This window comes from Methylorubrum extorquens (assembly GCF_024169925.1).
In the GTDB taxonomy this organism is placed as follows: domain Bacteria; phylum Pseudomonadota; class Alphaproteobacteria; order Rhizobiales; family Beijerinckiaceae; genus Methylobacterium; species Methylobacterium extorquens_A.
The window spans coordinates 1,004,602-1,017,413 of record NZ_JALJXF010000001.1 but is presented as its reverse complement, the minus strand read 5'-3'; the positions used below and the strand labels follow the sequence as shown (position 1 = coordinate 1,017,413).

At 67.8% G+C, this 12,812-nt stretch carries 11 protein-coding genes; 9 read left to right on the top strand and 2 right to left on the bottom strand.

What is annotated here, in order from left to right:
• The first annotated feature begins 198 nt into the window (after window positions 1-198).
• The 4 genes from J2W78_RS04935 (at window position 199) to J2W78_RS04920 (ending at window position 2,065) form a co-directional block, all read left to right on the top strand.
• Window positions 199-660 (top strand): DUF4128 domain-containing protein, encoded by a 462-nt coding sequence (locus J2W78_RS04935; protein ID WP_253368509.1) that lies wholly within the window; start codon window positions 199-201, stop codon window positions 658-660.
• Between the two features lie 75 nt (window positions 661-735).
• Window positions 736-1,215 (top strand): hypothetical protein, encoded by a 480-nt coding sequence (locus tag J2W78_RS04930; RefSeq protein WP_253368507.1) that lies wholly within the window; start codon window positions 736-738, stop codon window positions 1,213-1,215.
• 17 nt (window positions 1,216-1,232) lie between these two features.
• Complete coding sequence (locus J2W78_RS04925; RefSeq protein ID WP_253368505.1) at window positions 1,233-1,658, top strand: hypothetical protein; 426 nt, start codon at window positions 1,233-1,235, stop codon at window positions 1,656-1,658.
• A gap of 20 nt (window positions 1,659-1,678) precedes the next feature.
• The gene (locus J2W78_RS04920; RefSeq protein ID WP_253368503.1) at window positions 1,679-2,065 is read left to right on the top strand and encodes a phage tail assembly chaperone; all 387 of its coding nucleotides are present in this window, start codon (window positions 1,679-1,681) and stop codon (window positions 2,063-2,065) included.
• 3 nt (window positions 2,066-2,068) lie between these two features.
• On the opposite strand, the gene J2W78_RS04915 is transcribed toward J2W78_RS04920, so the two are convergent.
• Window positions 2,069-2,515: a lysozyme inhibitor LprI family protein gene (locus J2W78_RS04915; RefSeq protein ID WP_253368501.1), complete on the bottom strand. Its 447-nt coding sequence runs from the start codon at window positions 2,513-2,515 to the stop codon at window positions 2,069-2,071.
• Here J2W78_RS04915 and J2W78_RS04910 point away from each other — a divergent pair.
• Genes J2W78_RS04910 through J2W78_RS04895 form a run of 4 tightly spaced genes read left to right on the top strand, consistent with a single transcriptional unit; the run spans window position 2,514 to window position 7,386 of the window.
• Window positions 2,514-6,032 (top strand): phage tail length tape measure family protein, encoded by a 3,519-nt coding sequence (locus J2W78_RS04910; protein ID WP_253368499.1) that lies wholly within the window; start codon window positions 2,514-2,516, stop codon window positions 6,030-6,032. The two genes, J2W78_RS04915 and J2W78_RS04910, sit on opposite strands and share 2 nt — an antisense overlap.
• The gene (locus tag J2W78_RS04905) at window positions 6,032-6,409 is read left to right on the top strand and encodes a hypothetical protein (protein WP_253368497.1); all 378 of its coding nucleotides are present in this window, start codon (window positions 6,032-6,034) and stop codon (window positions 6,407-6,409) included. The genes J2W78_RS04910 and J2W78_RS04905 overlap by 1 nt, the downstream gene beginning before the upstream one ends.
• Window positions 6,410-6,412: 3 nt before the next feature.
• Window positions 6,413-6,955, top strand: a complete 543-nt coding sequence (locus J2W78_RS04900) for a DUF1833 family protein (protein ID WP_253368495.1) — start codon at window positions 6,413-6,415, stop codon at window positions 6,953-6,955.
• Entirely contained in the window at window positions 6,952-7,386 is a 435-nt protein-coding gene (locus tag J2W78_RS04895) for an NlpC/P60 family protein (RefSeq protein WP_253368493.1), read from the top strand. Before J2W78_RS04900 ends, J2W78_RS04895 begins: the two co-directional genes overlap by 4 nt.
• On the opposite strand, the gene J2W78_RS04890 is transcribed toward J2W78_RS04895, so the two are convergent.
• Window positions 7,358-7,744, bottom strand: a complete 387-nt coding sequence (locus J2W78_RS04890) for a hypothetical protein (RefSeq protein WP_253368491.1) — start codon at window positions 7,742-7,744, stop codon at window positions 7,358-7,360. The two genes, J2W78_RS04895 and J2W78_RS04890, sit on opposite strands and share 29 nt — an antisense overlap.
• Here J2W78_RS04890 and J2W78_RS04885 point away from each other — a divergent pair.
• A complete protein-coding gene (locus J2W78_RS04885) occupies window positions 7,724-12,802 on the top strand; it encodes a host specificity factor TipJ family phage tail protein (RefSeq protein WP_253368489.1) in 5,079 nt (1,692 codons plus the stop codon). The two genes, J2W78_RS04890 and J2W78_RS04885, sit on opposite strands and share 21 nt — an antisense overlap.
• The last annotated feature ends 10 nt before the right edge of the window (window positions 12,803-12,812 follow it).

Here is a 12,812-nt window from a genome sequence, read left to right as displayed (position 1 = left end):
ACTTTCCTGCTCGACGGCCATCAGAAGGGCCAGCTGGAACAGGGAGAGGGCCCGGCGGGCGGCCAAGAGGGAGGTGTCGCCACGGACGGTCGCTCCGGGCCGAGTACCCAGTGCTTCGACTGCCGCTACGAGGCGGTCATGCACCTCATTGTCGGTCAGCGGGCGCAGCGATTCAGTCATCGCGAAGGACGGTAGCACATGCCGGTGACGGGCGCCGAAGCGAAGATCTACGACGCGCTGATGGCGGCGGCGGTCGCAGCCGGCGAGGCGGCGGGCTTCCCGGCCAAGACAGGCATCGCTCTCCCGAACGTCGGCTTCACCCCGCCCAAGGGCGCCGGCGGCAAGCGGAAAGAGTACCTGTCGGTCACCTACATGCCGAACGGCGCCAGCCTCGACGGGCTGCCCTTCGACAGCGACGAGACGCATATCGGCCTGCTTCAGGTCTCGGTGTTCTGGCCCTCAGGCGACGGCATCGTGAAGCCGCTCGAGGCCGCCGCCCTGATCGTCGACGCCTTTCCGCCGGGTCGGGCGTTCGAGCGCAACGGCATCGTCGTCCGCATCGATGTCCTGCCGACCGTCGCCGGTCCGCTTCAGGAGAGCGACCTCGTGCAGATCCCGGTCACGATCCGCTGGCGCGCCGGCATCGCCGCCGACGCCTGACCCTTCACCGATCCGGGCCTCGCCCGTACCCGCCGCCTCAGCGCGGTTTCCAGCCCTGCCCGAAAGGATACCGCGATGGCCGGATTCACCCCCTCCAACGGCTCCAAGCTCTTCATCGGACCCGTGATCAACATCGACGAGATCGACGACGCGACCGACCTCTCCGGCCTGACGGGCTTCACCGAAGTGAAGGGCCTGAAGGATCTCGCGGCGTTCGGCGACGAGTCGGCCGCCATCACTTCCAACCAACTCGGCGCCAACCGCACGCTGAAGGCCAAGGGCACCCGCGACGCCGGCACGCCGGGCTTCGTCGTCGATCGCAAGGAGGGCGACCCCGGCCAGGACGCCGCGCTCGCGGCCGAAGCTCAGCCCTTCGACTACGCCTTCTACGTCGAGCTTCCGAACAAGAAGACGACCGGCGGCACCAACGGCAAGCGCTACTTCGCGGGGCAGGTCATGTCCTGCCGCGAGAGCGTCGGCGCCGCTAACAACCCCGTCACCATGACGATCAGCGTGGGCATCAACACGCCGATCTTCCGCGTCGCCGCGACCTGAGGAGCCCTGCGCACCCCATGACCAAACCCGCCACCGAGAGCGCCCCGCCCGCCATGCTGGACCTTGCCGAGTTCGACCTGCAGAGCGAGGCGGAGCGCGGCGCGGCCATGCCCGTCGCCAACCCGCGCACCGGCGAGAAGACCGGCGCCACGCTGCAGGTCTACGGCGCCGACGCCCGCGCCTACCGGGTCGCGCTGCGTCGGATCCGCGACGCTGCCGCCCGCGAGATGGAGCGCGAGCCCACCGACGAGGACGACGCGCTGATCCTGGGCCGGGCCCGGTCCGCCGCCGCCGCGATCACCGGCTGGTCCGGCATCGCCCTGAAGGGTGAGCCCGTCGATTACTCGCCGGAAGCCGCCGTCGAAGTGCTGAAGGCCTATCCCTGGCTCGCGGATCAGGTGCTCGCCTACACGGCCAACCGGGGAAACTTCGGCAAGGTCTGATCCAACGGCTCTGCGCCGCCGTGCGCAGGGTCACCCTGGACCAGGCCGCAGGCCGCATCACCGATGCTGCCGCCCACCGCTTCCCGCCCCTTGGGGAAGGCGCCTGGGCGGCGTTCTGGGCGATCGAGCGCACCCGTCAGGGCGGCATGGGCGGGGCACAGGCCTTCACCTATGCCGAGGTCGAGGCCTGGACCCGGCTTGCCAATCAGGCTCTCGCTCCCTGGGAGGTCGAGGCGCTGATGGCGATGGACAGCGCCCGCCGCGAGGTGTGGGGGCAGCAACGGGACGAGGATGACGGACGCCCCCAGGGGCCGAATGGCGAGGCGCCGCGGCACGTCGTGTCGTTCAGCAACGCAAGCGCGGTCGAGCGGATGCTGGACGGGTTTGGGGACGTGCGGGACGCTTAGCGTCTACTCGCGCAGTTCATGGATGCGGCGCAGGATCAGTCTGATCGAGCACGCCGCCTGGGCCTGTCCAGCGCCGCTACCGCCATAGCGCTCAAAGTCGAGGATGTTCTTGCATCGCGCGCGCTCATAGTTCGCCCATGCCGACTGCTCCAATTCGAAGGCGGTCCGCCACCGATCCGCATCCTCCTTTCCACTAAGGACACCTGGGCCGGCCTCTTCCTTCTCCACTTCGCTGATCTCGAACAGCTTCTTCCGAACGGCCCCGGCGAGGTCCTTCCTTAATCGGTCAACCCTGTCGAACATGCAGCCCGTGATCCTGTCCTGTCCGACGTCTCCTTTCCGACAGAAGGCCTGCAGGCGCTCGTACTCAGCGTCAGCAGACGGCGGTGCGGCCGAGGCTGTGCCTGCTGCCATAGCGATGGCCGCTGCCATGAAGAGAACCTGACGCATGACCGATCTTGCTACCCTATCTCTTGCGATCGACAGCCGTCCGGTCGTCGAGGCTGCAAACGCCCTTGATAAGATGGGCGAAGCGGCTGCGCGTGGCGAGAGCAAGGTCGGGCAGATTCGGACGGCCGCCGATGCGCTGATCGCGGCGCTGAACCGAAACACGGTGGCGACGAACGCCGTGACGGCCGCCCTCGCGCAAGTCGAGGCTGCCGGCGGCCGGGCTGGGCGTGCCATCTCAGAGGTCGGGACGAGCGCGGCGACGGCGACCACCAACGTCGTGCGCCTCGACCGATCGCTGATCGAGACTCGAGACGATTTGAACAGCGTCACCACCACGGCACGCGATGCGACGGCCGCCTGGGCCGCCCTCGGAGCGATGGGTGCTGCAACGGCGCAGCGATTAGACGTCGCTAGACGTATGGCTTCGGCCTCAGCCGTTCCGAGCGCTTCAGCCTCCCAGCAAAATCGAAGCCTCCGTGCGGATGAGATTCAGAACCTGACGTTTCAGGGCATTGATGTCGTCACGTCCCTTCAGGGCGGCATGAACCCCCTGACGGTCGCGCTGCAACAGGGAGGCCAAATCGCCCCGATGTTCATGGGTGAGGGCGGAGTGGGTATCGGCGCGGCCCTGCGCGATATCGGGAATCGCGTCGCCGGCACCATTGAAGGTGCTCTCGACAAGTTGAAGATTGGTCAGCGGGAGCAGGCGCGCCCTGAAGGTGAGAACAGCGGTACGGCATCAGGCGCGCTGCAAGAGGAGGTGATCTCTCGCGGCGCCGACCGATTTGGCGAGTCAACAGAGAGGATGGGCGGCGCTGCGGCGCGCCTTGCATCTCGGATTGGTGTCGTAGGTGGAGCCATTGGCGGGTTAACCGCTGTCGTGGTTGCGGGTGTAGTTGCGCAGCAATCATATGCGTCGACGCAGACCGCTCTGGCTCAGCAGCTTTCTGGGGTGGGGCGCGCTGCGGGCGTGACCGCGGGACAAATCAACGCGCTGGCGCCCGCAGCTGCAGCCGCCGGCAGCGTCTCAGTCCGGTCTGCACGCGAGATGGCGGGCGAGTTCGCTGCCACGGGTCGGATTGGCTCCGAGATGTACGTCGGCCTCATCGGGACGGCCAAGAGTTACGCGGCAACGACCGGACAAGAATTGCCGGATGCAACCAAGGCACTTGCCGCAGCCTTTTCTGATCCTGTAAAGGGCGCCGATGCGCTCAACAAACAGCTCGGATTTCTTGACGCAGCAACCAGAGAGAGCATTGAAACGCTTTCGGCGCAGGGGGATCGGCTTGGCGCTCAGCGGGTTCTGTTCGAGGCATACAAGGGAAGCTTAACCAACGCGACGGAGCTTACCAGCGGCTGGGCGAAGGTAACAGGCGCTGCTGGCAGAACGATCTCGGATGCATGGGATGCGGTCGGGCGCAGCGTTGATCGAGTTATTTCCGGCGGCGATCTCGAAACGCAGATCGAGACAGCGCGGAAGGCGCTCGCAAACGCCCAAGCCCGCCAGGATTATCTCCCATTCGGTCTCGGCGAGCGCGACGTCGGTACGGCGACCGCATATCTCGACACGCTTCTCGCTCAGCAGGCTCGCCGGCAGGCACAATCGCGACAGGCAGATCTCGCGCAGCGCAGCACGGCGGTCGATGACCTCGTGAAGCAGTTCAATCCGGCCCAGGAGCGGCTGAAGCAGATCGAGCAGGGCGCGACGCGCATCCGGACCGAGCTTGCCGCCGGGGTGCTGGACCCAACCGGCGAGTCGAGGCGGACAGCTGACGGACTGGAGGCCTCAGCGCGCCGTATCCGCGAGGAGCTTTCGCAGGGTGGAAGCCAGTTCGCGAATGCGATCCGCGAGGCTCAGTTCTCCCTGCGCACGGTCGGCTTTTCCCCACAGGCGCAGCGCGTCGCCGGCATCAACGAGCGCGCTGAGAACGAAATCCGGGGACTGAACGCCGACCCGAACGATCCGCTCCTACGCGATTTTCAGGTCAACGCCATCCGAGAGCGGCAGCGCCTGGAGCTCGAAACCGCCCGGCAGCAGGCGGTCTACGACACCTCGTCCGGCAGCGGTCGCTATTCGCGGGGGCTTGGACAGGCGCCGGAGCAGTATCGGAGCCTCTACTACGACGCAGCCACCCGGTACGGCGTGAACCCAGATCTGCTGGTGGCTCAGGGCTATCAGGAGAGCCGGTTCAATCCGCGCGCGGTCTCGCGAGCGGGCGCGCAGGGCATCGCCCAGTTCATGCCGGGCACGGCTCGGCAATACGGGTTGAATGATCCGTTCGATCCGGCGGCGTCGATTGACGCGCAGGGGCGCCTGATGCGCGACCTGCTGCAGCGGTACAACGGAAACGAGACCGCCGCCCTGGTGGCTTACAATGCAGGCCCGCGCCGCGCTGACCGCTTCCTTGCCAGCGGCAGCGATGTCTCGACGCTCCCAGACGAAACGAGGGGCTACGTCAGGAATATCACCACACCTCCGCCAAATGCCGAACAGCAGATCAAGGCGCAGGTGGAGCGGAACACCGCTCTCGATGACGAGCGGCAGAAGATCGACGTCGCCAATCGGTATCTCGATCGCAACGGCGAGGCCTATGACGCGGCCACCCGGGCGCAGCAGATGCTGAGCGCCGCGCAGGCGAGCGGCATCGAGATCACGGCCGAGTACCGCGCCAGCGTTGAGCGCAGCGCGGCGGCGATGGCGGCTGCCTCACGCGCCCTCGCTTCCACGCGCGCCGGACGCGATCTGCAGTTTGATCGCGACCAGCTCGGGCGAGACCGCTACGACCAGACCGCCTACGGCCGCGCCCGCAGCATCTATGGCGACGTCACCACGCCCCAAGCGCAGGCCTATGTCGAGCAGGCGAGGCAGAACGCGATCCTGGCCGATGCGCGCTATACGCTCACCGACGCCGCGACGAGCTTTGCCTCCGACTTGCGCCGCGGCGCCACGGCGGCCGACGCCATGACCAACGCCTTAGGCCGGATTGCCGATAAGCTCATCAACTCGGCACTGGATTCGGCGATCGGTGCGGCATTTGGGGGCGGCTCCGGCAGCGGCAACGGGATTGGCGGCTTTCTCGGCTCGATCTTCGGCGGCGGCGCGGCCAGCGCAGCGTCCCCCACCGGTGGCGTCCGCTTGTTCGCCAACGGCGGCATTATGACCCCGCTCGGTGAGGTGCCCCTGCGAACCTATGCTCGTGGCGGCATCGCCGACACCCCACAGGCCGCGATCTACGGCGAGGGATCAATGGCTGAGGCTTACGTGCCGTTGCCGGACGGGCGGCGCATCCCGGTGGCAATGCAGGGTGGCGCGGCCAACGGCAACGCCGCAACAATCGCCGCCGAGCCGCCGGTCATCATCAACATGACGGGACAGCCGGTGCAAACCGAGCGCGCCACGGGTCCGCGCGGGCCACGGGATACCATCGTGATCGGGAAGACCATTGCAGGCGCCATCGCGAACGATCCCGACGTGCAGAAGGCGCTGAGGGCCTACGGTCTGCGGCGGACCGGCTGATGCCCCTTGCGTGGCCCAACCGCCTGCCCTTTGCTGGGCAACGCGATGCGCACAAGGTGTCGAGCCTCGGGCTCGCCCCCGCCCGCTCGCCGATGCAGTCGGGCAAGGTGCGCCAGCGCCCGCAGTTCACCCTTCGCATCACGGCGATGCAGGTCTCGATCCTGTTCACGCCCGCGCAACTCGGTGCCTTCCACGACTTTGTGCGCCAGACCGGCGACGCCAGCGCCGAGTTCACCATGCCGGTGTGGGTCGCGGATCGAAACGCGCACGAAGATCGCCTCGTCCAGATCCGCAACGGCGCCGAGGGCATCGCGGAAGAGCCACACGGCATCACGAAGACCCGCGTCACCTTCACGCTCGACGTCCGGAACCTCTGACGCATGCCGATCGCCGCAACGCAGGCTTGGGCCGAGGCCGCCGCGACCGTGGACGTGTCGCAGCGGATGCTGGTGACCCTGGAGATGATCCACTCACAGTTCATCGAGAACGGCCAGCCGTCGCCGATCCGGGCCGTGATGGACACGCAGGACCAGACCTTCCGCCTGGACGAGGGCGCGCCGCTGAACGCCGGCCAACGCGTGCTGTTCAAGGCGGTGCCCTTCGGTATCGAGTACCCGCGCATCGGCAAGCTTGGGGTCGAGGCGCCCATCTGGATCGACAACGTGAACCGGGAGGTGGCCCGCTACCTCGAACCGGCGACCAAGCTGAACGAGAGCGTGGTGGTGATCTTCCGCGGCTACCTTGCCAGCGACCCGGACACCGTCGGGCACGGGCCGTTCCGGCTCCTGCTGCGCAGCGTGAAGCGCAAGGGCGCGCGACTCGACGGGACGCTGACCATGGCCGACCCGACCAAGCTGCGCGTGATGCGCGAGATCTACGACAGCCAGCGATTCCCGGCGCTGATGGTGGCAGCCGGCGCATGACCGATCGCATCGCCTTCCTCTCCGACCTGATCGGCCGCCCCTACCTGATCGGCGCGTTGGGACCAGACGCCTTCGACTGCTACGGCCTCGCCCGTCACGTCCAGGCGGCGCTGTATGACGTGCCGATGCCGGAACTGCCCTTCGTGGCAGCTACGACCCGGCAGCAGGCCGAGGCGATGCTGAGCCACGCAGAGCGGAAGAACTGGCGCGAGATCCCCGAGCACGAGGCCCAAGACGGCGACCTCGTGCTGATGGGGAACGTGGCCGGCCGCGACTTCCACCTCGGCACCTACGTCGTGCCGGCGACCGCGGGCGTGGTGCTGCACATCAACGAGCGGGCCGGCGTGGTGGCGGACGACTTGCCATCGCTGCGCGCGATCGGCTTCCACTACCTGCGGATCTTCAGGTGGGCCGGCACCGTATCCGCATGAAGTAATCTCGCGACGGATTACCTAGCAGGTAAGTGCCCGTCTCAATCGCTTCTTCCTTAGTGATTGCTGCGTTCGGGCATTGGGCGGCAATAGCGCGCAGAGCAATGTCGTCGCGGTCAGCTTTGTTGTCTGGGTTGTAGCCGACATCTTTCACATTCTTGACGACGACAGTGTAGTCGTAACCCGGACCGCTAGTCGGCTCGATACGCAAAGCGTTTTGATTTTCCAGAAGGCGCATCTGCGATTGCGTGCCCGCGCACCCCGCCAGCGCCGCGGCACACACGATAGCCGCCACCGCGTACTTCATCTCAGCCTCCCAGGTTGTGCCGCCAATACCATGCAGATTGCCGTCCGCCATAACCTCCAGGTCTTCGACCCGGCGGACCCTTCGCTCTGCGAGAGCGGCGCCATCGTGCTGCCGATCGCCGAGGCGCAGGCCGCCATGGGCGAGACCGTGGCCGCCTACCTCGCGCGCGTCGCGTGGCGGTTCGACCTGCCGACCGTATGTCGGATCAACGGCGAGTTCTATGCACGGGCCGAGTGGGAGACGCGGGCGCTGGCGGTCAACGACAACGTCGAGTTCGTCAGCCGTCCGCTCGGCGGAGGCTCGAACGGCCCCTCTGCCGGCAAGACGATCCTGTCCGTCGTCGCTCTGGTCGCGCTCACCGCGGTGTCCGGGCCGCTCGGGGGCGCCATCGCGGGGGCTGCGGGCCTCACGGGCACCGCGCTGACGGTCGCGACCTCAATTGCGTCGGCCGTCATCGTAGGCGCAGGCTCGCTCGCGATTTCGCACTTTCTCCAGCCGAAGTCCGGCGGCAAGACCAACAGCACCGACGCGCTCTACTCGTTCGGGCTCCAAGGCAACGCCGCGCGACCCATGCAGCCGATCCCGGTGCTGAACGGCCGATTGCGCTTCGCCCCCGACTACGCCGCGCCGACCTACAGCGAGTATGCCGGCGACGCGATGACCGACTACGCGCTCTACGCGCTGACCTGCGGTCGGATGCGGGTGGAGCAGCTGCTGATCGGCGACACCCCGATCTGGCACTACGAGAGCGGCCCCAGCCCCGACTATCCCGGCATCGAGATCCAGATCGTCGAGCCCGGCGCGCAGGTCACGCTCTACCCGGTCAACGTTGTCACGGCCGACGAGCTGAGCGGGGCCGAACTCGCGACCGAGTTCACGCCGGGTTACATCGTCAACGCCGCAGGCACGCAGGCCAAGCAGCTCCTGCTCGACTTCGTCTGGCCGGGCGGCGCCTACGTCACCTTCAAGGACCGGACGCTCGCCGCCAACACGGACATCGAGGTCCAGGCGCGCACGGTGAACGATGCCGGCGCGGCCACCGGCGGATGGGTCACCGTCTTCCAGAAGGTCTACAGCCAGGCGAAGCAGAGCCAGATCCGGGTCACGGAACGGGTCGACGTAGCGCCGGGCCGGTACGAGGTCCGCGGGCGCCGTCGCAACCCGAGCGTCAACGACAGCGGCATCGCCAAGATCGGCGGCACCGACGACGTAACGTGGACCGCGCTGCGGGCGCACATCGACGGGCCGCAGTCCTTCCCGCGCGTCACGACGCTCGCGGTGAAGGGCGTCGCCTCGAAACAGCTATCCGGCGTCTCGGGCGGCCAGATGCGCGTAATTGGCACCCGCATCCTGCCGGTCTGGCGGGACGGGCAGTTCGTGGAGGAGCCGACGCGCTCCATCGCCTGGGCCGCGCTCGATTGGTGGCGCAACGGCGACTACGCGGCCGGGCTCAGCATCTCGGATATCGAGTTTTCCGACTTCGTGCGCCACGCCGCGCTCTGGGACGCACTCGGCCACACCTTCGATCACCGCTTCACCGAGGTTCCGCTCCTCGACGACGTACTCGAGACCGTGCTGAAGGCGGGTCGCGCCTTCCCGGCGCCGGTGGGCGACAAGCTCACGATCACCCGTGACGAACCGCGCGCCCTGCCGCGGATGTTGTTCACCGACAACGACATCGTCCGCGACACGCTGGAAATCGATTACGCGCTCTCGGACGAGGCCTGGGCCGACGGCATGGTGGGCGAGTACGTCGACGAGACGACGTGGCGCCTCGCGGAGGTCTCGTCCGCGCCGGATGGCGTGGTCCTACTGAAGCCGGCCCGCGTGCAGCTCGAAGGCGTGGTCAACCGCAAGCAGGCCGCCGGCATGGTCCGGATGATGGCGGCCGAGAGCCAGTACCGCCGCATCACCGTGTCGTGGACCGCCCGCATGGAAGGGCGGTTGCTCAAGCGCGGCGACCTCGTGCGCATCACGACCGAGGAGCCGGAGACCTGGGGGCAGTCCTGCGAGGTCGTGGGGTTCCAGTCGGCGTCGCGGCGCCTGACGCTCGACCCGGCCCCGGCATGGGAGGCGGGCGCCAACCACTACGCCGAGATCCGCCGCCGCGACGGAAGCCCGTGGGGACCGGTGCGGGTGACCCGCGGCGCCAACGACGCCGAGGCGATCGTCAGCGTCTCACAGGCGGGCGGCGTGACCCTGGCGGATGCGGTGGGCCGCTCCGACACACAGGAGCCGGCATGGCTCGCCTTCTCGCCGGGCCAGCCCCGTTCGTTCCCGGTGCTGATCACCGACGGCGATCCCGATCAGGACGGCGAGCACATCCACCTGTCCGGCGTGATCGACGCCGCCGAGGTCTACACGACCAACGAGGACGGCGTTCCGCCGCTCCTGCAGATCCCCGACCTGTTCTCCTCCGCGCTGCCGGTGATTGCCGCGCTGATGGCGAACATCGCCCAGCGGCAGGCGGCGCTCATCCTCACCGCCGGCTGGCAGCCGGCCAAGAACGCGGTGAGCTACGAGGCGCAGGTCTCCTACGATAACGGCGGGTCGTGGATCGGGGCCTACGAGGGCGACCGGACCACGTTCGAGGCTGTCGTCGGCGGCTCGGACCAGATGATGGTGCGCGTCCGTGGCGTGACAGTCGCCGGGCCGCGCGGAGCTTGGTCGATCGTTCGGGTCGAAGCGCCGAGCCTCGTGATCGACGGCGGTCTGATCGACGTCACCAACTTGGAGCCGCTCCCCTACGAGAAGCTGGGTCCGGATGCGCAGGGGCTCATCACCGCCGCCCAAGCCGCGGCCGATGCGGCGCAGGAAGCCGCCGACGCCGCGAGCCAAGAAGCGGCCAGCGCCCTCGCCAGCGCCTATGGCCGTCTCGACGACCTGCGCCGCGCGCTCGCTGCGGACCCGTCCGTGCGGATCGGGTTCGTCGATGCCGTCATGGGCGACGTCCGCAAGGACATCTCGCTTCTGAACGAGGCGACCTTCCGGCTGCTCGCCGACGTGGCGACCCTGCGCGACAATCAGGCGGCGGCCGGCATCGAGATCTTGCCGGACGAAGGCCGCGTCCGCATCGCTGCCGTGGCGAAGCTGGAGGCCGAGACCGGCCAGCGCCTGACCTCGCTCTCCGTGCTGGTCGATGCGCTCAAGGGGCAGATCGACCTCTACGGCTCGGTCCAGGGCAAGGACGTGTCGGGCCTCGTCACCGACATCAACGCCGTCCGCGTTCGCCTCGATGCCGTGGCCGCGACGGTCTCGACGCTGGCGACCTCGGCGCAGTTCGACGGGGTGAGTGCACGTCTCGGCACGGCCGAGCAGACCATCACCGCACAAGGCGCGGCGATCGAGCAGCGGGCCACGCTCACTACGGTCAATGCGCAAGGCGTGCGCTTGAGCAGCGCCGAGACCCGCATTTCAGCGACAGAGGGCAGCATCCGCAACGTCGTCACCGCCGCCGGCACGAGCGCCGTCGATCTGCCGCTGATGGTCGGCACGCTGGCGCAGATGCTCGACTACCTCGGCGAGCAAACCGGGGGCCTGTACGAGCACGTTGCCCGCGCCGAGACCGCCACCTCCGCCAACTTCGACGAGGCGGGCCGGTCCGTCGCCGAGGTGTCCACGCGGTTGCTCGCCTTCCAGGGCGACACGGCGGCGCAGTTCGTGACCGTCACGCGGGCGATTGCCGGCAACGGCGAAGCCCTGGTGCAGAGCCAGACCTTGCTTTCGGCGCAGGTCGGCAAGGTCGCGGCCGACGTCACCTCAGAGATCCAGGTGCGGGCCGCGGCCGATGCGGCGCAGACGACCCGCATCGACGGGGCGGTCTCGCGGATCGGGACCGCCGAAGCGCGGATCGTGACGGAGGAGCAGACACGCGCCAGCGAGACCGGCGCCCTATCGCAGCGTGCCGCCAGCCTCGAGGCCCGAACCGGCACCAACGAGGCGGGCATCACGAGCCTCGGCAGGGCCGTTACGGATAATCAGAGCGCCACCGCCTCGCAGTTCCAGGGCGTCAACGCGCGCTTCGGGACCGTGGAGGGCAAGGTCGCTACGGCCGAAGGCAACATCCAGACGCTGTTCAGGGCCTATGCCGACGGCGACAGCGCGCTAAGCCAGCGCATCGACACGACGAATGCGCGTGTCGGCGGCGTCGAGGCAGGATTGGTCACGGAACAGAGGGCGCGGGCCGACGCCGTCAGTGCGCAGGCGGAGCGCACCACCCGTCTGGAGGCGCAGACCGACGGTGACCGGAACTTCCTGCAAGGCCTCGGTAGGCAAACGGACAGCGACCGGGCCTACTTTCTCGCCTCGGAGCGTGCTCGCATCGACACGGAGGGGGCGCTCAGTCAGCAGATCGGCGGCCTCGGCGCGCGGGTCGGGAACAACGAAGGCACGATCAACCAAGTCTCCACCGCGCTCTCGAACACGGTACAGGCGCAGGCTGGCACCAACATCGATCTGTATGCGCGCTCGGATGCCGGCACCGCGTTCGGCCGGATCAGGTTCGAGGGAGTGTCGGCGCCGGCCGGTGTGGCGGTCCGGTTCTCGATCCAGCTTTCGACCGAGCGGAATGGCTTCTACCGCAACTCCGGCCTGTTCATGGACATCCTGGGCGATGGTTCGTCCCGGATCCTGTTCGACGCAAACCTGATCGCCTTCACCGCCAACGGAGGGACGACCTATCCGTTCCGCTTTACCGGTGCCGAGACGTACATCGACACTCTTCGTGTCGGGCCGGGCAATCTGCTGCCGAACAGTATCTCTCAGTCGAATGCCGGCTTCGACCCCAACTCCAACTCCATTAGCTTCAAGGTGAATGTTCGGCCTGGGTCCGCGGTGCTGATCTTTGCCGAGTTCTACGGACAACCGGACCAACCCTTGGCGCCGGGCCAGCAAGGTATCTTGCGCATCGCGCGCGATGGCGTCGCTCTGCGCGATAAGGGCATGAACTACTACGTAACGCGCGCGGCCAACGGGAACACGGTCCAAACCCTCGGCACAGAGGCGTTCTACCGCGACGTGCCGCCGCCCGGCGAGCGCACCTACACGATTGCCGCAACCAACGGCCAAGCCGGCGTCGCCTACACCTTCTTCGAGATCACCGGCTCTTGAGCCGCCGCGC

Coding starts and splice junctions, on each gene's coding strand:
- J2W78_RS04935 (WP_253368509.1), top strand. CDS start 199: ATGCCGGTGACGGGCGCCGAAGCGAAGATCTACGACGCGCTGATGGCG.
- J2W78_RS04930 (WP_253368507.1), top strand. CDS start 736: ATGGCCGGATTCACCCCCTCCAACGGCTCCAAGCTCTTCATCGGACCC.
- J2W78_RS04925 (WP_253368505.1), top strand. CDS start 1,233: ATGACCAAACCCGCCACCGAGAGCGCCCCGCCCGCCATGCTGGACCTT.
- J2W78_RS04910 (WP_253368499.1), top strand. CDS start 2,514: ATGACCGATCTTGCTACCCTATCTCTTGCGATCGACAGCCGTCCGGTC.
- J2W78_RS04915 (WP_253368501.1), bottom strand. CDS start 2,515: ATGCGTCAGGTTCTCTTCATGGCAGCGGCCATCGCTATGGCAGCAGGC.
- J2W78_RS04905 (WP_253368497.1), top strand. CDS start 6,032: ATGCCCCTTGCGTGGCCCAACCGCCTGCCCTTTGCTGGGCAACGCGAT.
- J2W78_RS04900 (WP_253368495.1), top strand. CDS start 6,413: ATGCCGATCGCCGCAACGCAGGCTTGGGCCGAGGCCGCCGCGACCGTG.
- J2W78_RS04895 (WP_253368493.1), top strand. CDS start 6,952: ATGACCGATCGCATCGCCTTCCTCTCCGACCTGATCGGCCGCCCCTAC.
- J2W78_RS04885 (WP_253368489.1), top strand. CDS start 7,724: ATGCAGATTGCCGTCCGCCATAACCTCCAGGTCTTCGACCCGGCGGAC.
- J2W78_RS04890 (WP_253368491.1), bottom strand. CDS start 7,744: ATGGCGGACGGCAATCTGCATGGTATTGGCGGCACAACCTGGGAGGCT.